At 69.3% G+C, this 20,766-nt stretch carries 16 protein-coding genes; 10 read left to right on the plus strand and 6 right to left on the minus strand.

All coding sequences use genetic code 11. The features are described from left to right. Window positions 1-22 precede the first annotated feature (22 nt). A complete protein-coding gene (gene purH / locus ABIN76_RS16135) occupies window positions 23-1,708 on the minus strand; it encodes a bifunctional phosphoribosylaminoimidazolecarboxamide formyltransferase/IMP cyclohydrolase (RefSeq protein ID WP_346960689.1) in 1,686 nt (561 codons plus the stop codon). A gap of 150 nt (window positions 1,709-1,858) precedes the next feature. Here purH and ABIN76_RS16140 point away from each other — a divergent pair, with 150 nt between their 5' ends. Next, on the plus strand, window positions 1,859-3,211 hold the full coding sequence (locus tag ABIN76_RS16140) for an MFS transporter (protein WP_346960690.1): 1,353 nt from the start codon (window positions 1,859-1,861) through the stop codon (window positions 3,209-3,211). Between the two features lie 109 nt (window positions 3,212-3,320). Here ABIN76_RS16140 and ABIN76_RS16145 read toward each other — a convergent pair whose 3' ends face one another. Both ABIN76_RS16145 and purN read right to left on the minus strand, forming a co-directional pair. After that, window positions 3,321-4,223 carry a hypothetical protein gene (locus ABIN76_RS16145; protein ID WP_346960691.1) on the minus strand — a complete coding sequence of 301 codons (903 nt, stop codon included), beginning with the start codon at window positions 4,221-4,223 and terminating at the stop codon, window positions 3,321-3,323. A 180-nt stretch (window positions 4,224-4,403) separates the two neighbouring features. Further along, a complete protein-coding gene (gene purN / locus ABIN76_RS16150) occupies window positions 4,404-4,979 on the minus strand; it encodes a phosphoribosylglycinamide formyltransferase (protein WP_346960692.1) in 576 nt (191 codons plus the stop codon). A 39-nt stretch (window positions 4,980-5,018) separates the two neighbouring features. Between purN and ABIN76_RS16155 the strand changes: the two genes are divergently transcribed. Beyond that, the gene (locus ABIN76_RS16155; RefSeq protein ID WP_346960693.1) at window positions 5,019-5,450 is read left to right on the plus strand and encodes a hypothetical protein; all 432 of its coding nucleotides are present in this window, start codon (window positions 5,019-5,021) and stop codon (window positions 5,448-5,450) included. A gap of 68 nt (window positions 5,451-5,518) precedes the next feature. Here ABIN76_RS16155 and ABIN76_RS16160 read toward each other — a convergent pair whose 3' ends face one another. Then, window positions 5,519-6,841 (minus strand): DUF6350 family protein, encoded by a 1,323-nt coding sequence (locus ABIN76_RS16160; protein ID WP_346960694.1) that lies wholly within the window; start codon window positions 6,839-6,841, stop codon window positions 5,519-5,521. Window positions 6,842-7,006: 165 nt separating this feature from the next. On the opposite strand from ABIN76_RS16160, the gene ABIN76_RS16165 reads away from it, so the two are divergent. From ABIN76_RS16165 to ABIN76_RS16200, 8 genes are all read left to right on the plus strand, one after another. Next, window positions 7,007-7,474: a DUF4383 domain-containing protein gene (locus tag ABIN76_RS16165; RefSeq protein WP_346960695.1), complete on the plus strand. Its 468-nt coding sequence runs from the start codon at window positions 7,007-7,009 to the stop codon at window positions 7,472-7,474. Window positions 7,475-7,741: 267 nt separating this feature from the next. Further along, window positions 7,742-9,175, plus strand: coding sequence for an SPFH domain-containing protein (locus ABIN76_RS16170; RefSeq protein WP_346960696.1), 1,434 nt, complete (start codon window positions 7,742-7,744; stop codon window positions 9,173-9,175). Next, window positions 9,168-9,416 (plus strand): hypothetical protein, encoded by a 249-nt coding sequence (locus ABIN76_RS16175; RefSeq protein WP_346960697.1) that lies wholly within the window; start codon window positions 9,168-9,170, stop codon window positions 9,414-9,416. Before ABIN76_RS16170 ends, ABIN76_RS16175 begins: the two co-directional genes overlap by 8 nt. A 399-nt stretch (window positions 9,417-9,815) precedes the next feature. Continuing rightward, complete coding sequence (locus tag ABIN76_RS16180) at window positions 9,816-11,024, plus strand: glycosyltransferase family 1 protein (protein WP_346960698.1); 1,209 nt, start codon at window positions 9,816-9,818, stop codon at window positions 11,022-11,024. Next, window positions 11,021-12,418: a UDP-glucose/GDP-mannose dehydrogenase family protein gene (locus ABIN76_RS16185; RefSeq protein ID WP_346960699.1), complete on the plus strand. Its 1,398-nt coding sequence runs from the start codon at window positions 11,021-11,023 to the stop codon at window positions 12,416-12,418. The genes ABIN76_RS16180 and ABIN76_RS16185 overlap by 4 nt, the downstream gene beginning before the upstream one ends. A 193-nt stretch (window positions 12,419-12,611) precedes the next feature. After that, window positions 12,612-14,351, plus strand: coding sequence for an EAL domain-containing protein (locus tag ABIN76_RS16190; RefSeq protein ID WP_346960705.1), 1,740 nt, complete (start codon window positions 12,612-12,614; stop codon window positions 14,349-14,351). Between the two features lie 35 nt (window positions 14,352-14,386). Continuing rightward, a complete protein-coding gene (locus tag ABIN76_RS16195) occupies window positions 14,387-16,546 on the plus strand; it encodes an EAL domain-containing protein (RefSeq protein WP_346960700.1) in 2,160 nt (719 codons plus the stop codon). Between the two features lie 189 nt (window positions 16,547-16,735). Beyond that, window positions 16,736-18,559, plus strand: coding sequence for a bifunctional diguanylate cyclase/phosphodiesterase (locus ABIN76_RS16200; protein WP_346960701.1), 1,824 nt, complete (start codon window positions 16,736-16,738; stop codon window positions 18,557-18,559). A 602-nt stretch (window positions 18,560-19,161) separates the two neighbouring features. On the opposite strand, the gene ABIN76_RS16205 is transcribed toward ABIN76_RS16200, so the two are convergent. Both ABIN76_RS16205 and ABIN76_RS16210 read right to left on the minus strand, forming a co-directional pair. Then, a complete protein-coding gene (locus ABIN76_RS16205; RefSeq protein WP_346960702.1) occupies window positions 19,162-19,464 on the minus strand; it encodes an excalibur calcium-binding domain-containing protein in 303 nt (100 codons plus the stop codon). 92 nt (window positions 19,465-19,556) lie between these two features. After that, on the minus strand, window positions 19,557-20,405 hold the full coding sequence (locus tag ABIN76_RS16210) for an SDR family NAD(P)-dependent oxidoreductase (protein WP_346960703.1): 849 nt from the start codon (window positions 20,403-20,405) through the stop codon (window positions 19,557-19,559). Window positions 20,406-20,766 lie beyond the last annotated feature (361 nt).

Raw genomic sequence — 20,766 nt, forward strand, 5'->3', positions numbered from 1 at the left:
CGGCAACCGCTGCGCAGATCCCCTAGTGGAAGAAGTGGCGCGCTCCGGTGAAGTACATCGTGATCCCGGCGGCGTTGGCCGCGGCGATGACTTCCTCGTCCCGGACGGAACCGCCGGGCTGGACGACGGCGCGGACGCCGGCGTTGATCAGGATTTGCAGGCCGTCGGCGAACGGGAAGAACGCGTCCGAGGCCGCAACGGCACCGCGGGCACGTTCCGGAGCGCCGGTGGCGTCGGCGTTCGAAGCGCCGCCGGCACCCTCGACGTCGGACTCCACGGACACACCCAGGGTGTTGGCCCGCTCGACGGCGAGCCGGCAGGAGTCGAGCCTGTTGACCTGGCCCATGCCGATGCCGACGGCGGCACCGTCGGCGGCCAGCAGGATCGCGTTGGACTTGGCCGCCCGGCACGCCGTCCAGGCGAAGGCCAGGTCGGCCAGCGTGTCGGCGTCGGCGGCTTCGCCCGCGGCGAGGGTCCAGTTGGCCGGGTTGTCGCCCTCGGCGTCGACCTTGTCCGTGGCCTGGACCAGCATGCCGCCGGAGACCTGGCGGAACTCGGTCGGGTAGCGGCCGTAGCCCTCGGGCAGGGTGAGGAGGCGGATGTTCTTCTTCTTGGCGAGGATCTCCACGGCCTCGTCCTCGAAGCCGGGCGCGATGACAACCTCGGTGAAGATCCCGGCCACGGTGCGGGCCATGCCGGCGGTGACGGTGCGGTTGGCCGCGACCACGCCGCCGAACGCGGAGACCGGATCGCAGGCGTGGGCCTTGGCGTGGGCGTCGGCAATCGGGTCCGCCGCGGTCGCGGAGCCCACGGCCACACCGCAGGGGTTGGCATGCTTGATGATCGCAACGGCGGGCTCGGCGAAGTCGAACGCGGCACGCAGGGCGGCGTCGGCGTCGACGAAGTTGTTGTAGCTCATCGCCTTGCCGTGCAGCTGGTCGGCCTGGGCGATGCCGGCCGGGGCGGCCTTGTCCACGTACAGTGCGGCCTGCTGGTGCGGGTTTTCGCCGTAGCGCAGCACCTCGGAGCGTTCCAGAGCCAGGCCGGCGTAGGCGGGCCAGTCGATCAGGCCGTCGCCGTCCTCGTCGAGGAACTGGCTGGCGGTCCAGGTCGCCACGGCCGTGTCGTAGGACGCGGTGTGCGCGAACGCCTTGGCGGCGAGCCGGCGTCGGGTTTTCAGGTCAAACCCGCCCGAGGAGGCAGCCTCCACCACGGAACCGTAGGACGCCGGGTCCACCACGATCGCGACGGCGGCGTGGTTCTTCGCGGCCGACCGCACCATCGCGGGGCCCCCGATGTCGATCTGCTCGACGACGTCGTCCTGCGCGGCGCCGGACTTCACGGTCTCCACGAAGGGGTAGAGGTTCACGACGACGAGGTCGAACGGCTCGATCGCCATGTCCTCGAGGGTCTTCATGTGGGCCGGGACGCGGCGGTCGGCGAGGATGCCGCCGTGCACGCGCGGGTGCAGGGTCTTGACCCGGCCGTCCAGCATCTCCGGGGAGCCGGTGACTTCCTCGACTTCCTGCACCGGGATCCCGGCGGCGGCGATCTTCTTGGCGGTGGAACCGGTGGAGACGATCTTGACGCCGGCTTCATGCAGGCCCTTGGCGAGCTCCTCCAGACCGGTCTTGTCGTAGACCGAGATGAGGGCCCGGCGGATGGGAACACGGTCGATGGATACACGCTCAAGCTGCGTAAAGCTCACAAAAGTCTCCGTCTTATATCGCGGCGCGGCCGCGGTTGGTGGGGATGCGGCCAGTTTATCGCGTCACGGCTGCGGGGACGCCCGCGCGCCGGAGTGTGAAGCTTCCCCGCTGGCCCGCCCCGGGACGTAGAGTTTTCCCAGGAGGCCGAGATGAATACGTACACCACTGTGCCCAGCGGCGAACAGGTGGTCCAGGAACTGCCGTGGCGGTGGAAGGTCCAGGGCCGGATCTTCCTGATCGGCGGCCTGGGCTTTATGTTCGACGCCTGGGACGTCACGCTCAACGGCATCCTCATTCCGCTGCTGTCCAAGCACTGGTCCCTGAGCCCGGGCGACGCGGCCTGGATCGGCACGTCGAACCTGATCGGCATGGCCCTGGGCGCCTTCGTCTGGGGCACCATCGCGGACACGATCGGCCGCAAGAAGGCCTTCACCGCCACGCTGCTGATCTTCTCGATCTTTACGGTGCTGGGCGCCTTCTCCCCCGACTTCCTCTGGTTCGTCGCGTTCCGGTTCATGGCGGGCTTCGGCCTGGGCGGCTGCATCCCGGTGGATTACGCGCTGGTGGGCGAGTTCACGCCGCGCAGGCAGCGCGGCCGGGTCCTCACCGCGATGGACGGCTGGTGGCCGATCGGCGCGGCGCTGTGCGGCTTCGTTTCGGCCGGGCTCATCGCCGCGTTCGCCGACTGGCGGCTGACTATGCTGATCATGGTGCTGCCCGCGCTGCTGGTGTTCTGGATCCGGCGCAGCGTCCCGGAGTCGCCGCTGTTCCTGATCCGCAAGGGCCGCCGCGAGGAAGCCGCCAAGGTGATCGACGCCCTGGTCGCGGCCACCGGCGCCGAAGCCCGGGTCTACAGCCTGCCCGAACCCCAGGACGCGCCCCGCCTCTCCGCCGGCAGCGCCTGGACCCAGCTCCGCGCGCTCTGGCAGTTCAACTGGAAGATCACGACGGCGGCCTGGGCTTTGTTCTTCAGCATCCTGCTGGTCTATTACCTGTCGCTGACCTGGATGCCGCGGATCCTGATCGGCGCCGGCTTCGAGGAGTACAAGGCGTTCCTCACGACGGCGTCGATGGCCGCCGTCGGGCTGCTGGGCGTGGTGGTCGCCGCGCTGCTGGTGGAGCGGACGGGCCGCAAGTGGATCCTGGCCATCACCGGCCCGCTGTCGGCGCTGACCCTGGTGATCGTCGCCGTCGTGGTGGACATCCCGACGGCGGCCGTGTTCTGGCTGCTGGTGTTCGGCTTTGTGGTGCAGGTGGCCATCCCGGTGCTGTACGCCTACGTGTCCGAGCTGTACCCGACCGAACTTCGCGGCTCGGGTTTCGGCTGGGCCTCGACGTTCTCCCGGCTCGGTGCCGGCTTCGGGCCGCTGGTCTTTGCTGCGTTCCTGTGGCCGGAGCTGGGGCTGGCGACGTCCTTCGCGCTGGCCGGCGGCCTGGTGTTGATCTCGGTGCTCTGGATGGCGTTCTTTGCCCCGGAGACCAAGCAGCGCCGGCTGGAATAGCTCCGCGGCCAGTTCGACTACCGGCCCGGAAACGCCGAAATGCCCTACCACTTGTGGTTGCCCTGAGGGTCTCAGCAGCACAACACGTGATAGGGCATCCGGGGTGCGGCTACTGGATGCAGGTGACGTAGACCGTCATGGCCGTCGTGGTCTTCTGCGTGACGGTCCACCCCGTCGGTGTTCCCGCGGTGTTGATGACCGGCTGGCTGATGACCGCGCCGTTGTTTCCGGTGGTCGAACCCAGCGAGTAACCTCCGGAGACAGCCGTCTTGCCTGTCGGGCACGCGGCCGTCAGGGTCAGGGCGGTCGTGCCGCTGATGGATTCGACACTCACGCTTGTGGAGGCCGCCGCTCCGGTTGCCCCGGTGGCTCCGGTTCCGCCCGTGGCACCGGCGGGTCCAACCGGGCCGGCAGGGCCGGCAGCCCCGGTGTCGCCCTTCTCGCCCTGTGGGCCGGCTGCGCCGGTAGCACCCGTGGCGCCGGTTTCACCGGTGGCACCGGTGTCACCCTTCTCGCCCTGGGCACCGGTGGCTCCCGTTACACCGGTGTCACCCTTTTCGCCCTGGGCACCGGTGGCTCCGGTCTCGCCGGTGTCACCCTTTTCCCCCTGGGCTCCCTGGGCTCCCTGGGCACCGGTCTCGCCGGTGGCACCCGTAGCGCCGGTCTCGCCGGTATCGCCCTTCTCCCCCTGGACGCCCTGGGCTCCGGTCTCGCCGGTGGCGCCTGTCGCCCCGTCGGCACCCGCGGCGCCGGCGTCACCGGTGTCGCCCTTGAGGCCCTGGATGCCCTGCGGCCCCTGGATACCCTGGATGCCCTGGATCCCCTGCATGTTCCAAGAGATCGCGGTTTCCTTCTTCAGATCGCACGATCCCCCGGGCGCCAGGACCCGGAGCTGACCGCCGTTATTGATGTTGTAGCAGCCGCTGATTTCGCTGCCGCCCGACGTCGTCGATACGGCATAGGCGGCAGTAACGGCGCCCGTTCCGATGACGAGCGCCGCGGTGGCAAACAAAACCTTTGGACTTGTTTTGGCAAAGCTGAACTGAGACACGATGGACCCCCGGGACGCATGAGACGAATGAGACTGCGTCAGACTATGGCCCGGATCGGCACCGCAACCGGCCCGCAAGTACTCGATTTCCGCCCGCCGGTACCCGACTTTTTCGCCGAGTACTCGCTTTTGCGGGCCCTGCTACTTGGAGGGTGTCGCGGCGGCGAGGGACTTCAGCGTTGACACCAGCAGCCGGCGCTCCACTGTCTTGATCCGTTCGTGCAGGGTTTCCTCGGTGTCGTCCTCGGCCACGCTCACGGCCTCCTGGGCGATGATCGGTCCGGTGTCCACGCCGGCGTCGGCCCAGTGCACCGTGCACCCGGTGACCTTCACGCCGTAGGCCAGGGCATCGCGGACGCCGTGGGCGCCGGGGAAGGCCGGCAACAGGGCCGGATGGGTGTTCAGGTACTTGCCGCCGAATGCGTCGATGAAGTCCGCGCTGACAATGCGCATGAACCCGGAGGACACGACGACGTCGGGCCGGTATGCGGCGACGGCGTCGGTGAGGGCGGCGTTCCAGGCGGCGCGGTCCGGGTAGGCCTTGAAGTCCACCACGAAGGTCGGGATCCCGGCGGCCGCGGAGCGTTCCACCCCGTAGGTTCCGGGCCGGTCAGCGCCGACGGCGGCCAGCTCCACGTCCAGCTCGCCGGACTTGACGGCGTCGATGACTGCCTGGAGGTTGGAGCCGGTGCCGGAGACGAGGACAACTATGCGCATTGACTTAGCTTATGGGGCCGCTCGCGTACGCTGGAAAATATGAATTCCCCCCACGAGCCCGGCGGACCCCAGCGGAGCCAGAACCCACAGAGCGAGGCGGCCAAAGAGTCGCTGCTGCGCACCCACAACCTGTTCCGCATGTTCATCGTGGTGGTGCTCGGGGCGTTCTTTGTGTACCAGCTGGACATCAACTACCTCTGGCTCACCGCCATCCTCACCGCGGCCGCCCTGGTGCTCGGCGTGGTCCTGATCGTGCGCGCGCGGAGGCTCAAGGAGTCGCGCCTGGTGCTGTTCGGGACGCTCTCCGGCCTGGTGGTCTCCGTGGTGATGGTGCTGATCATTCTGGCCTCGGCGGTGTTCTTCACCCAGGTCCGGGACTACCAGCAGTGCGCCCGCCACGCGCTCACCGAGCAGGCGGCCTCGGCCTGCCGGACGGAGCTGGAGAAGTCGCTGCCCGCCCAGCTGCGCTAAGCGGCACAGACGGCACGGCCCCCACGGACGGCCCGCGCGGAGGCCAGTCGACTGGCCCCGTAAGCGGCTCAGTCCGTTTCGGCGGCGGGTTCCAGTTCCGCTTCGTGCAGCTTCTGCCGGCGCTCCAGCCAGGGGCCCGCGGCGTAGCCGATGACGACGCCGACGCCGGTTTCCACGGCCACGAACAGGGCCATGGCCAGCGGGTCCGGACCGATGTCCGTGAGGCGTCCAATGCCGGCGGAGCCGCGCGCCAGCCAAGCCAGTGCCGCCGCCAGCAGCCCTGCCACGGCGCCGATCATGGCGCCCAGGACCAGGGTGGAGACGGTGGCGGTGAACCAGCGCGCTTTGACCTTGATGGAGAGCCATTCATCGAAGTGGTTCTCCCCCTCGCGCAGGAACCACCAGCCGGCCAGGAGCCCCGCGAGGGCGGGGACCACCAGGGCCACGAACCCGTAGTCGAGCGCGCCGGAGGGCAGCGCCGCGAACACCGGGATGGACGGCAGCGGCCCGACGGCGGTGGCCAGCGGCCCGGCCTGGGATCCGGCGCCGAGCGCGAACCCTGAGCCGGAGGTCCAGGCCAGCGCGAACACCACCAGGTTCGGCAGGTAGCCCAACTGCGCGATGGTGAGCGCCGCGCCGCCCACCGGGCCGGCGTCGAGCGCTTCATAAACGGCAATAACGAGGTTCCAGTGGATGATGAGGTCCACGGCGAGCAGGGCGGCCGCCATCGCCAGGGCGGCCATGGCCGCCACGAAGCCGGCCTTGGCGGCGGAGCCGAGGTAGGAGCCGGCCCAGCGCGAGTGCTGGCTGGTGCGCGAGAGCCAGGCGACGGCGTCGACGCCGATCAGCCGGCTCCAGGAGCCTGCCTCCCGGCGGGCGCCGATCGCCATGCCCAGTGCGAACGGGATCAGCGGGATGAGGGAGGCTGACCAGAGGCTGACGCCGACCTCGGAGGTGCGGCAGACGAAGCCGGTGGCGAATCCGAAGGCGCCGTACATCAGCCAGGAGCCGAGCAGCGCCTGCCAGAGCTGGTCCGTGTAGGACGCCCGGGCCAGCCGCCGTCCGGCGCGCCAGGCGAGCAGGAACGGGATGAGCGTCAGCCCCAGCGGAATCAGCGACAGGGTGCCGGTTTCGACCCGGCCCGCGGTGCCGGCGCCGGCCGTTTCCAGCAGCAGCGGGACACCGTGGATCAGCAGCCAGGCCTGGCCGGACAGCCGGGCGAGGAATTCAAAGCCGCCGTCGCGGAATCCGGCCGTGGCCCACACCGCAAGGATCGGGGCAATCACGGCGAGCGCGGAGATCACGGCGGCCTGCGCGGACTCCAGCGCCCCTTGCAGCCATAACGGCATCGGTAGGCCACGGTTCCCGGTCTGATCAGCGCGCAGTTTCATCGTGTTCCATGGTGCCACGCGAGCGCCCCTGCACCGGGTTCCGACAGGCTCTATCCCCCGGGTTTCCGGCCGCCAGGAACGATGCAGCAGGTCCCGCGGCGGCGCTTTTTCCGCTACCCCGCCGTAAAATTTTAAGTGTCCGCAATCAGTGGTTGGAGGCAGAAAATGACTACCGCATCCCCACATGCGCACGGCGTGCATTTCGGACGGACAGATGTCCAAAACGTCGGCATGGGTGTGGGTATTGTCCTTATCGTCGTGGGCGTCCTGGGGTTCATCCCGGGCATCACCACGCAGTACAGCGAACTGAGGTTCCTCGGGCCTGATTCCCGGGCCCTGTTCCTCGGCCTGTTCCAGGTGTCCATGCTGCTGAACGTCGTTCAGCTGGCCATCGGCGCCACCGGCTGGACCATGTCCCGCAACGGCATGGGAGCCCGGAACTTCCTGATGGGCTTCGGCCTGCTGTACATCGTCTTTAGCGTTTACGGGCTGATCGTCGGCGTGGGGTCGGCGGCCAATTTCCTGTCATTCAACACCATGGACAACTGGACCCACATGGTGCTGGGCGTGGCAATGATTGGCGCCGGCTGGCTGCTGTCACGGCACCTGGCCGACGACGCACAAACCCGGTAAGCAATCACCGGGACAAGGGAGCCGCGAATGAGGACCGATTCTCAGTAATCCAACAAATTCGTACTACCTGCTGGTGCGGGCGCCCGGAGCTTTCCGCGGGTCCGCACCAGCTTCCTTGTGCCCGCCCCGGTTGCCGTGCACTTGCGCACGACGCCGGGTCCCGCGCCGGCCGCGGCGGCGGCCAGCGAAAGCGAATCCGCCAAATGCTGGACTTATTCGGCGGAGACGTCACAGACTGGCCTGACCGACCCACGTGAAAGGGTTTCCATGCCGGACTTGTCAGCCTTTATCCCGTTCCTCGCGGTCCTCGCCGGGGCCCTCGTCGTCGTCGCCGTCATCTGGGTGGCGGTCAAGCTGATGTGGAAGGTGGCCGAACCGAACGAGGCCCTGATCATCTCCGGCCTGACCCGCGGAACCCTCGAGACGCGGGACGGCATGGACTTCAAGATCGTCACCGGCAAGGGGGCGCTGGTGTTCCCCGGGCTGCAGACCGTGCGGACACTGGCCCTGACCCTGAACGAGACGGAACTCAAGGTCTCCTGCGTGACCTCCCAGGGCATCCAGGTGATTGTCGAGGGCGTGGTCATCTACAAGATCGGGGACGCGCCGCCCTTCATCGCGAACGCCGCGCGCCGGTTCCTGGGCCAGCAGCCCAAGATGCAGAGCCAGGTCTACAACGTCTTCGAAGGACACCTGCGCTCCATCATCGGCAGCATGACCGTGGAGGAGATCATCCGCGAGCGCGACAAGCTCGGCTCGCAGGTCCGCAGCGCCAGCGGGGTGGAAATGGAAAAGCTGGGCCTGGTGGTGGACTCGCTCCAGATCAAGGACCTCCAGGATCCCACCGGCTACATTGAGAACATCGCCAAGCCGCACATCGCCCAGGTGAAGATGGAGGCCCGGATCGCCGAGGCCACCCGGAACCGTGAGGCGGCCGAGCGGGAGGCGGAGGCCGCCGCGCAAATCGCCGACGCCCAGAGCCTGTCCGCAATCAAACAGTCGGAGGCACAGGCCAACGCCGAACGGGCCCGGGCCAACGCCGCCCAGGCCGGGCCGCTCGCGGAAGCCACCGCACGGCAGCAGGTGGTGGTGCAGGAAACCGAGGTAGCCAAGCTCGAGGCCGACCGCGAGGAACAAAAACTCCAGACCACCATCCGCAAGCCCGCGGACGCCAAGGCTTATGCGAAGCGCACCGAGGCCGAGGGACAGAAATCCGCGGACATCAGCGCGGCCGAGGCACTGGCCCGCCGCACCGAACTCGAGGCACAGGTCAACGCCCGGCGCACCGAACTCCAGGCGCAGGCCAACGCGACGGCGGCCGCGGCGGCCGCGGGCGCCACCCGTGTCACCGGTGAAGCGGAGGCTGCCGCCACGAAAGCCCGCGGTGACGCCACGGCATCGTCGATCAAGGCCAAAGCGCTGGCCGAGGCCGACGGCATCAAGGCACGCGGCGAGGCCCTCGGCACCAACCAGGACGCGGTCATCTCGCAGCAGCTGGCCGAAAACATGCCCGCCATCATCGCGGCGGCCGCCGAGCCGTTTGCCCACGTCGGGCAGCTCACCGTCCTCAACGGCGGGGAGGGCATCAACCGGATGATCGGCGGCATCCTGGCACAGGTCGGCGATTACCTTCCTGCGCTGCGGACGGCGTTGAAGGACGGGCAGGCAGCCAAGCAGCCGCCGAAAGCCCCGGATGCCTAGGAACGTCGACCGTAGCCTCACCGGACGGATCGGCCGGGTCACCGGAAGGGTGGCACCGGGCACCATCGGGGAGGTCATGCTGCCGTTCCGCGGCGGGATAAGCGCGTTCCACGCCCACCCCTTCGACAAGGAGAGCGTCTTCGCCGTCGGGGACGAGGTCCTGGTGATCTACTACGACCCGCCGCAGACGGTCTACGTGGACGAACTCCCGGACGTGCTGCGGCACGAACCGCGCCGCTGACGCCGGCCGCGACGCTGACGCTGGCCGCGCGGGCGACGGCGCCGGGCACCGGGCCCTGGCATTGCGACCCCGCATCAATTTGCCGGATGTGGCCGCTTCGAGGCCCGCCCTAACGGCCATCCTTGGCAAACGGGCGCCACTACGTTGGAGGGCCTCGGAACGCCGTGTGGGCGGGCATCATTCCGGCCGACCATGCCCACCTGTCGCAGCAGCGGGCGCGCATATTGGGACTATGTCCAGCCGCGAGCTCGGCCGAAGGGCATGTCCAGTGTGAGGGCGGCTCGGCTGCAGCTGCCGGGCACCAAGCACCGGACCCCGCACACGCCTGTTAACCCACTCTTCCCCCGCACGCCACACCCGTGACCCCGCGCCGTCAGCCGCCGCGGCCACGGTGGAGGCGTGAGGATCGCACTAGTCGCCGAATCATTCCTGCCCCAGATGAACGGGGTCACGCACTCCATCCTGAGGGTCCTGGAGCACCTGCAGACCCGGGGCGACGAGGTCCTGGTGATCGCACCGTCCACGCAGGACACCGATGTCCCCGGCGAGGTCCACGGCGCGCAGGTCCACCGGCTCCCTTCGGTGCCGCTGGCCGGCTACACGAACGTACGCGTGGCGTTGGGCGGTGTGGCCCGGGTCAAGCGAATCCTTGCCGACTACGCCCCCGACGTCGTCCACCTCGCTTCACCGTTCGTGCTCGGCTGGCGGGCAGCCCAGGCCGCGCACCAGCTGGGCATCCCCAGCGTCGCCATCTACCAGACCGAGGTCCCCGGCTACGCGGCGCGCTACGGCGTCCCGTTCCTGGAGAACTGGGCCTGGAATCGCGTGGAACAGATCCACCTGCTCGCCACGCGCACCCTGGTCCCCTCCACGTTCGCGCGGCACCAGTTCCTCGGTCGCGGCATTCCGCGGGTCCACATGTGGCGCCGCGGCGTGGACACCGCCCGCTTCAGCCCGGAAAAGCGCGAAGACGCGTGGCGGGCCTCCGTGGCCCCCGGCGGGGAACGCATCATCGGCTACGTGGGCCGGCTCGCGGTCGAAAAGCAGGTGGAGGACCTGGCGGTGCTCGCCGATGTGCCCGGCACCCGGCTGGTGATCGTCGGCGGCGGGCCGCAGCGGGAAGCGCTCGAAGCTGCGCTCCCGGACGCGGTGTTCACCGGGTTCCTCGGCGGCGAGGAGCTGGCCCGGGCCGTCGCGTCCTTGGACCTGTTCGTCCACCCCGGCGAGTTCGAGACCTTCTGCCAGACCATCCAGGAGGCCATGGCGTCCGGGGTCCCGGTGGTCGCCACCGGCCGCGGCGGCCCGCTGGACCTGGTGGAGAACTCCCGCACCGGCTGGCTCTACGAACCGGGCGACCTCGCGGAGCTGCGGTCCCGGGTGCAGGACCTGACCGGCGACGACGCCAAGCGCCGCGCCTTCGCCGCCGCGGCGCACGCCTCGGTCCAGGGCCGGACCTGGCAGGCGCTGGGCGAGGAGCTGGTGCGGCACTACGAAGCGGCCCTGGCCGGTACCACCAGCGGCTCAAGCAGTGCCGGTACACCCAACCGTGGCGCCACCAGCCCCGGCGCCACCAACCCCGGCGCCACCAACAGAGGAGCGACCCTGTGAAAATTTCCGTGATCGGCTGCGGCTACCTCGGCGCCGTGCATGCCGCCACCCTGGCCTCGATGGGTCACACGGTCGTGGGGATCGACGTCGATGCCGCGAAGGTGGCCCAGCTGGACCGCGGCGCTGCGCCGTTCCACGAGCCCGGCCTGGACGAACTCCTGCGCGACGGCCGCGCCACCGGCAGGCTCGCCTTCTCCACCAACTTCGCCGACGCCGCCGGCGCGGAACTGCACTTCCTCTGCGTCGGGACGCCGCAGTCCAAGACGTCCGACGGCGCCGACCTCAGCTACCTGGTCTCCGCGACCGAGTCCCTGCTCCCGTTCCTGGCGCCGCGCACCGCCGTCGTGGGCAAGTCCACCGTCCCGGTGGGAACGGTGGACATGCTCCGCGGCGTCCTGGCCGACCGACCGGATGTGCTCCTGGGCTGGAACCCGGAGTTCCTGCGCCAGGGCACCGCAGTCAAGGATTCCCTGGTGCCGGACCGGCTGGTCTACGGCGTTCCCGGCGGCGCAGACCCCGCCCGGCAATCGGACGGTGCCGGGAACCCGAAGAACGCCGGGGCGGCCGTCACAGCTGCCCTGGACGCGGTGTACGGTCCCCTGCTCTGCGCCGGGATCCCCCGGATCATCTGCAACTTCGCGACGGCGGAGCTGATCAAGTCGGCGTCGAACGCGTACCTCGCCACCAAGCTGAGCTTCATCAACGCGATGGCGGAACTCTGCGAGGCCTCCGGCGCGGACGTGACCGAGCTGGGCGAGGCGATGGGCCTGGACCCGCGGATCGGCGGCCGTTACCTGCACGCCGGGCTCGGCTTCGGCGGCGGCTGCCTGCCCAAGGACATCCGCTCGCTCCGGGTGCAGGCCGCCGCGCTGGGCGTCGACTCCGTGGACGCCTGGATGGCCACGGTGGACGGGATCAACCGGGATCAGCGCAGCCGCACGGTGGAGGCCGCCCGGGAACTCTGCGGCGGCCGGCTGGGCGGCCGCCGCGTCACCGTGCTGGGCGCGGCCTTCAAACCGGACACTGACGATATCCGCGACTCCCCCGCCCTGGACGTCGCGCGGCAACTGGCCGACGCCGGCGCGCACGTCACCGTCACGGACCCGGCCGCGATCAACAACGCCTGGCTCCGCTACCCGCAACTGCGCTTCGAAAGCTCCGTCGAAGAAGCGCTCGACGGCGCCGAGCTGGTGCTCCTGCTGACCGAATGGGAGGCCTACCGCACGCTCTCGCCGGCCTTGGCCGGGAGGCTGGTCCGGCGCCGGACGGTGCTGGATGCCCGGAACGTGCTCGACGCCGCCGCCTGGACCGCGGCGGGCTGGACGGTCCGCGGGTTGGGGCGCGGTCTGGGGCACGCCGGCTCCGGGACCCGCTCGGCCGCTGCCGCCACCTGAGCGGCCGGCCCCGCCCCAACGGGAGCGCCGCAACCCGCCCGGCCCCGCACCGTGGCATCCGGGCCGCGCCGCGCCCCCTATGATTTCTGAGGGGAGGATTCACCATGCACCATCGTTGGTCTCAGATTTGTCCGGTTACGGCCGCGTGAGCACTTCCGCGCGCACCGAGGAGGACGCCCGGCTCCGCGAAGCGATGTCCCTGCTCTCCGCCACGCTGGAGTCCACGGCGGACGGCATCCTGGTGGTCAGCGCCGGGGGCCGGATCTCCTCCGTCAACAACCAGTTCCTCACCATGTGGGGCGTCGACCGCGAGCTCGTGGACACCGGCGACGACGAGTCCGTGATGCGCTCCGTGCTGGGCCAGCTGACGGACCCCGAGCAGTTCCTGGCCAAGGTGACCGCCCTCTACGCCGATCCGGCGGCCGAGAGCAACGACGTGCTGCAGTTCCGCGACGGACGCACTTTCGAGCGGTATTCGCGCCCGCAAAAGGTCGGCGAGCAGGTGGTGGGCCGCGTCTGGAGCTTCCGCGACGTCACCGCGGCCCGGCGCGCCCAGGACCAGATCAGCCAGGCGATGGCGGACCTCGCGCAGCAGGCCAGCCAGCTTAAGGCCCTCGCATTCCAGGATCCCCTGACCGGGCTCTCCAACCGCCAGCTCTTCAACGACAGCCTGGCGCACGCCCTCGCCGGACCGTGCGGGACCGCCGTCGACGTCCTGCTGCTGGACCTGGACGACTTCAAGGAAGTCAACGACGTCCACGGCCACCACGCCGGGGACCAGATGCTGATCGAGGTGGGCCGCCGGCTGCGCGCCTGCGTCCGGCCCAGCGACGTTGTAGCACGGCTGGGCGGCGACGAATTCGTGGTCCTGCTGGTCGGCTCGCTCGACGCCGACGCGGCCGCCGAACGGATCGTCGAATCCCTCAAGCTGCCGGTCTTGATTGACGGCACCATGCTGCGGCCCAGCCTGAGCCTGGGTCTGGCGTCCATCAGCGAGGACGCCGTGGACGCCTCCGAGCTGCTCCGCCGCGCCGACATCGCCATGTATGCGGCGAAAACTGCCGGCAAGAACCGCTACCTGCGTTTCCGCCCGGAAATGATGACCGCCCTGCTCGAGCGCACGGACCTCGAAGCCGGGCTGCGCTCCGCCGTCGACAGCGGGCAGATCGCGGTGCACTACCAGCCGATCGTCTCCACGAAGCTGGGCACCGTGGTCAAGGTCGAGGCGCTGGCCCGCTGGGAGCGCGACGGCGTCCTGGTCCCGCCGCAGCAGTTCATCCCCGCCGCGGAACGCAGCGGCCTGATCGTGGAGATCGGCACCGAGATCCTGCTGCGCGGCTGCACCGAGCTGGAACCCTGGCTCTCCGCGGACCCCACCCGCTCCCTCGCCGTCAACGTCTCCGGCGTGCAGCTGCAGCAGGGCAACTTCCCGGAACTGCTGTTCGCCACCGCCGGCTCCTGCGGGGTGGATCCGCACCAGCTGGTCGTCGAGGTCACCGAGAGTGTCTTCTTCGACGACGACTGCCAGGTCCAGCGCCAGCTCGTGCAGCTCCGCAGCGCCGGCGTCCGGGTGGCCCTGGACGACTTCGGGACCGGCTACTCCTCACTGGGCCGGCTCCAGGATCTGCCGGTGGACACGCTCAAGATCGACCAGTCCTTCGTCGCGCTGATCCGCGGAGGTACCGAACGGCTCCCCATCCTGGACTGCATGATCGACATGGCCCACGGCCTGGGCCTGACCGTCACCGCCGAGGGCGTCGAGACCCGCGAACAGGCCGCATACCTGATCGGCCGCGGCTGCGATTCCCTGCAGGGGTTCCTGTTTTCGAGGCCCCAGCCGGCCGGCCGGCTGCCCGCCGCGCTGTCGGCGTCGGCCGCCACCATCACCGGCCTGCGCCGCGACACCACCGCCCAAACACAGCCGGTGCTGTGATTTGTGTCTCATGGCCCTATGATGCTTGAAGTTTAATGACCACCGCCCTGCCGGTGGCTTCGAGTACCGAACGCCCGGGGGCTGGCATCGACGTGGAACAAGGATTGGCGGAAACCCTGCTGACGCAGGGCCCTGACGCGTTGCTGCAGCTCACCACCGAGGGGGTCATCTCCTACCTCAATCCCGCGGCGGAGCGCCTGTTCGGCTACTCCCGGGAGGAGCTGATCGGCGTCGCGCACCACCGGCTGCTGGTGGAGGACGACCGCGGCGGTTTCCTGCGGGTGCTGAGCCGGCTCGGCCGTGCCGGCACGTTGGGGACGAAACCCTTCACCGGCCTCGGGCTGCACCGCGACGGCCGCGAACTCCCGCTGGAAATCACCTGCTCGCTGGTCACGACGCCGGCCGGAACGTCGATGGCGGTGGCGGTCCGCGACACCACACACCGCCAGGACGACGACGCCGGCCGCCGGAGTGCCGTTTCGCTGCTCGACGCTACCTTGGAAACGACGGCAGACGCCATCGTGGTGGTGTCCAACAGCGGCCAGATCACCGGCGTCAACGAACAATACCTGCAGTTGTGGGGCATGCCGCGCGAAATTCTGGCCGAGGACGACGCCTATGCACTGGTCAGATTCATCGCCAAGCAACTGGTCGCCCCGGACTGCTTCAAGGCCAAGGTCGCCGAGCTCTACGCCAACCACGAACTGCACAGCCACGACCTCCTCGAGTTCCGGGACGGCCGCACGGTGGAACTGAACTCACGGCCGCAGAAGGTCGCCGACGAAGTCGTGGGCCGGATCTGGAACTTCCGCGACGTCACGTCCCGGACCGTGGCGCAGGACCAGGCCCGCCGCGCCCTCGACGAACTGGCCCAGCAGGCGGACCAGCTCAAGGCCCTCGCGTTCCAGGATCCGCTGACCGGGCTGGCCAACCGCATGCTCTTCAACGAGCGCGCCACGGCTGCGCTGGAGTCTCCCGGCCCGGTGGCGGTGCTGCTGCTGGACCTGGATGACTTCAAGGAAGTCAACGACATCCTGGGCCACCACGCCGGGGACCAGATGCTCGTGGAGATTTCCCGCCGGCTGCAGAACTGTGTGGGCCCGCACGGCACCGTGGCCCGCCTGGGCGGAGACGAGTTTGTGGTGCTGCTGGTCGGCTGCAACGACTCGGACGCGGTGGCCCAGCGGATCGTGGCCGCGCTGAACGCCCCGGTTTCGATCGAGGGCACCCTGATGCGGCCGGGGCTGAGCCTGGGCGTGGCAACGCGCGGAACGGAGGGCATGTCCTCCTCCGAGCTGCTGCGGCAGGCGGACGTGGCGATGTACGCCGCTAAGGAGGCCGGCAAGAACTGCTACGTGCACTTCCAGCCGGAGATGCTGACCACCCTGCTGGAGCGCACCCAGCTCACCGCGGGGCTGCGCCGCGCCGTCGAACTGGGCCAGATCAAGGTGTTCTACCAGCCCGTGATCTCTACGAACCGGCGCGAGGTGGTGCAGTTCGAGGCCCTGGCGCGCTGGGAACGCGACGGGGTGCTGATGGCACCGGACACCTTCATCCAGACGGCGGAGCGCAGCGGCCTGATCCGCGACATCGGCGCCGAGGTGCTCCGGCAGAGCTGCACCGAGCTGCAGTCCTGGCTGGCCGAGGATCCGGGACGGACCCTGGCGGTCAACGTTTCCGGCGTGCAGCTGCAGCACAAGGACTTCGCCGAACGGGTGCTGGACATCGCCGCCTGGAGCCGGGTGGACCCGCACCAGTTGGTCCTGGAGGTCACCGAGAGCGTGTTCTTCGACGCCGCCTCCCACGTGATCCAGCAGCTGATCAGCCTGCGCGCCGCGGGCATCCGGGTGGCGCTGGACGACTTCGGCACCGGCTATTCCTCGCTGGGCCGGCTGCAGGAGCTCCCCGTGGACGCGGTGAAGATCGACAAGTCCTTTGTGTCCATGCTGCATACCGGCGAGGAACGGCTGCCTATCCTGACCTCGATGATCCACATGGCCCACAGCCTGGGCCTGCGCGTGACCGCCGAGGGCATCGAGACGCCCACTCAGGCCCGGTACCTGATGGATCACGAGTGCGACGCCCTGCAGGGCTATCTGTTCTCCCGGCCGGTGCCGGCTGAGCTCCGGACAGCAGCCGTGGAGCAGTCCGGGGAGGCGTTGGAGGCGTTGCCGGAACCCGCCGCGATCCTCTGACATCAGCGGGTGTCCGGGTACCCGGACGACACATTCGCGTGGTTTCGTTAATACCGTCCGGGCGGCACGGGACTGTGCTACCGAGCACATATGATTTCAGCAGGCGCGGCCCGCAGCGAACCTAAGACCGGTTCGCGGCGGTAGCCGACGCCCTTCACAGATCCGTCGCTTTTGGGGGCAGCACACATCATGGACGCAGCGTTCGCACAGACGGTGCTGGAGCACAGCCCCGACGCCTTCTTATTGCTTGCCCCGGACCGGTCCATCACCTTCGCGAACACTGCCGCGGAGCAGCTCTTTGGCTACTCACGGGCGCAGCTGCTGGGCGCCGACTACAGCCTGCTGCTGGCCGAGCCCTCCCGGGAGGGCTTCCACCAGGTCCTGGCCGGGCTGGAAGGCGGCACCGGGCGGACGCCCTTCACCGGGGCGGGCCGCCGTGGCGACGCCTCCGAGTTCCCGGTCCAAATCACCTGCGCCGCGCTTCCGCCCGCGCCCGGCACGGCCGGGACCGTCGCCGTGTCCGTGCGCCCGGGCGTCCCGGCCCGCTCCGGCGCCGTTCAGTCCTCTGCCCCGCTCGACGGCGGCACGCCGGCGGGTGGTGCCGCAGCGGCAGCCGGGCCCCGCCGTCGGACGTTCAGCTCACTGGAGACCGAACTGGTGCCCGGCACCACCGGTGTGCTCCCGCGGCTCACGCCCGCCGAACACGACGACCAGCTCAAGGCGGCCGTACTGAGGGACACGCTGACCGGGCTGCCCAACGGGACGCTGTTCAACGAACGCCTCGCCGCGGCGCTGCGCCGGCCGGACCCGGTGGATGTGCTGCTGCTGAACGTGGACGATTTCAAGAGCTACAACGACATGCTGGGCCGGTCCGCCGCGGACGAGCTGCTGGTGGAGGTGGCCAGCCGGCTGCGCAACTGCGTCCGGCCGCACGACACCGTGGCACGGCTGGGCGGCGACGAATTTGTGGTGCTGCTGACCGAGTGCCTCAACGCCGGCGCCGTGGCCAAGCGGATCTCCGAGTCCCTGTACGTCCCGGCGCGGATCGGCGGCTCGCTGGTGCGGCCCGGGGTGAGCATGGGCCTGGCGTCCAAGACGCCGCAGACGGTCGACGGCGCGGAGCTGCTGCGGCAGGCCGACTCGGCCATGGCGGCGGCCAAGGCGGCGGGGAAGAACACCTGGCTGCAGTTCCGGCCGGAGATGCTGAACACGGCCGCCCATAACGCCCAGGGCGAGACCGGGCTCCGTCAGGCGGTGGAGCTGGGCCAGATCTCGGTCCACTACCAGCCGGTGGTGTCCCCCGGGCTCGGCGCCGTGGTGCAGTTCGAGGCGTTCGCGCGCTGGGAGCGGCACGGCAAGCTGGTGCCGCCCAACCAGTTCCTGCCCGTGGCCGAGCAGAGCGGGCTGATCCGCGAGATCGGCGACGAGGTCATGCGCCGCGCCTGCGCCGAAATCCGGCCCTGGCTGGCCGGCGACGCGGCCTACAGCGTGGCCGTGAACGTCTCCGGCCTGCAGTTCCAACAGCGCGACTTTGCTACCGACGTGCTGGGCATTGTCGCCTCCACCGGGGTGAACCCGCGCCAGCTCATGCTCGAGCTGACCGAGAGTGTGTTCTTCGACGCCGACTCTGATGTGCTCCGCCAGCTTGCGCAGCTGCGCGAGGCCGGCGTCCGGATCGCAATGGACGACTTCGGCACCGGTTACTCGACGCTGGGCCGGCTGAAGGAACTGCCGCTGGACAAGGTCAAGATCGACCGGTCCTTTGTGGCGATGATCAAGACCGGCAAGGAGCACCTGCCGTTCTTCCGCACCATGATCAATACCGCGCAAAACCTGGGCCTGAAGGTGACGGCCGAGGGCATCGAGACGCCGGCGCAGGCCAAGTACCTGATGGACCTGGGCTGCGACTCGCTCCAGGGTTACCTGTTCGCCAAGCCCGCCCCGGCCAGCGACCTCGCCGGCACCATGGAGAGCGCCCTGACGGCCATCGACAAGGTCGAAGCCGCGGGCTAGCCTCCGGCCGACGCTCCCTCAGCTCCGGCGCCCCCGGGCGCGACGCTCCCTCAGCTCCAGTCGACTCGGGCGAGACGCTCCCTCAGCACCGGTCGACTCAGGCGAGACGCTCCCTCAGCACCGGTCGACTCGGGCGAGACGCTCCCTCAGCACCGGTCGACTCGGGCGAGACGCTCCCTCAGCACCGGTCGACTCGGACGAGACGCTCCCTCAGCTCCGGTCGACTCGGACGAGACGCTCCCTCAGAACCGGGGCTGAGGCTCCCGCCCAGTTGTACCTTGCCACAGCGCTCCGGCAGCCCGGTGTACCCCGGATTGGCGCGGAGTGCACCCTGTGGCCGCGCCTAGAACTGGGCTGGAACGCCGCCGCCGGCCGACAGTCCGGGCAGTTGGAAGGCCGGCGCGCCCCTGACTTGCCCGTCGCCGACGTCGACCACGGCTCCGCGGCCGACGTTCCCGCCCAGTTGTACCCCGCCGCAGCCACCCTGCCGGCCGCCGGGCCGCGGTTTGGCGCGGAGTGCCCTCTGTGCCCGCGCCAAGAACCGGGCAGGAACGTCAGCATCGGGCCCGCAAACCGCCTGGCCGGGGCCGGGCGCGCTCGGGTTAGCGCTTTTCGCAGGCGATGCCGTCGTTGTCACGATCGAGGTCGTACTCGCCGCGGTGCCGGGGCAAGCCGCCGTCGTTGTAGCTGTACAGGGTGTTGTCCACGCGGAAGGTGGTGACCCGCTGACCGCTGGTTTTGTCCCGCGCACCCTTGCGGCCGACGCCGTGCGGGTACACCTTGATGAGCTCGGTGCAGTTCTTGTACGACTTCGGCGACGGCGCGGCAGACGCCGGTACGGCAGTGCCGCTCAGGACGACGGCGCTGGCCGCCAGCGAGGCAATCATCAGTTTCTTCAGGCGCACCTTCGAGCACTCCCCCAATATGAAGCCCTCGGCCGCGTGTCGGCGAGGGGCAGGGAAAGACTATCCCACGCTTCCGTTGATTGGGGTGAGGCTCAGCTCCGGGGGTCGAGCCTGTCGGAGTCCTGGGCCAGCATGGCGGCGCTGCGCTCCCACAGTTCCCGGGCCAGTTCCGCATCGTAGGCCTGCTTGTTGGCCTTAGCCAGCGCCCGCTTGGCATAGTAAGCGCCCGGGACCCAGTCCTGCCCCGGGACGGCCGTGGCAAGCCAGACGAGCGTGTCGGCGCCCTGTTCCGGGGACAGCATGAACCGGTTGAGGAAGCTGCGGTACATGAAGCGGAACGGGCTGGTGGTATCCGCGGCGAAGTTGGTGGCCACGACGCCGGGGTGGAATGCCGCCGTGGAGATGCCGGCCGCGTGGTAGCGGTTGTGCAATTCGGCCGTAAAGAGGATGTTCTCCAGCTTGGCGTTGCCGTAGGCCAGGTTGGCGGAGTATTTGTTCGCGAGCTCCAGGTCGTTGATGTCCAGCCGCCCATAGAGGGAGTTGGCGGCGCTAGAGGTGTTGATAACGGTGGCCTTGCTGGCGGTGAGGGTATCCAGCAGTTCGGTGGTCAGCAGGAACGGAGCCAGGTGGTTGATCTGGAAGGTCTTCTCGTGCCCGTCCACGGTGAGCTGCCGGGTGCCCATGATGCCGCCGGCGTTGTTCGCCAGGACGTCGATCCGCGGGTACTTCTCCTTCAGCTGCGCGGCGAGCCGGCGCACCTGTGCCAGATCGGCGAAGTCGCTGACGAAGTAGTCCGTCCCGGCCTCCTTCGCGACGCGCTCGGTCTTCTCCGCGGAACGCCCGACGACGACGACGTGCTCGCCCTGTGCGGCGAGGGTCCGGGCCGCGGACGCGCCGATCCCGTCGCTGGCGCCGGTGATGACAATGGTCCGTGCAGTCATGGGGTCTCCCGAGTTGGTTGGTAGAAGCTACTCAAGGGTAATCAACGCCGAAGCACCGTCCGGTGTTCCTCCCCCACCCGACGCTCCCGCAGATGATGGCACGTTCCACCCAACGCTCCCGCAGACGTGGCGAGTATTTCACCGACGCCCCCCGCAGTCGCGGCTAGTATTCCACCGACGCTCCCGCACTTTTGGCCGGCTTAGGCGCGATGCTCCCGCAATTGATGAGTGCCGGAGGAGCCGCCGGCATTGACGCATGAGTCGGCCGACGGCGGCGATGCGTCATTGAACGTGCAAGGGGATTTTGGGTTATAGGACAAAACGTGTGTATGGATTGGGCCTGCTTCCCAGTGACGGCACG

The sequence above is a fragment of the uncultured Arthrobacter sp. genome, from assembly GCF_964021775.1.
In the GTDB taxonomy this organism is placed as follows: Bacteria; Actinomycetota; Actinomycetes; order Actinomycetales; family Micrococcaceae; genus Arthrobacter.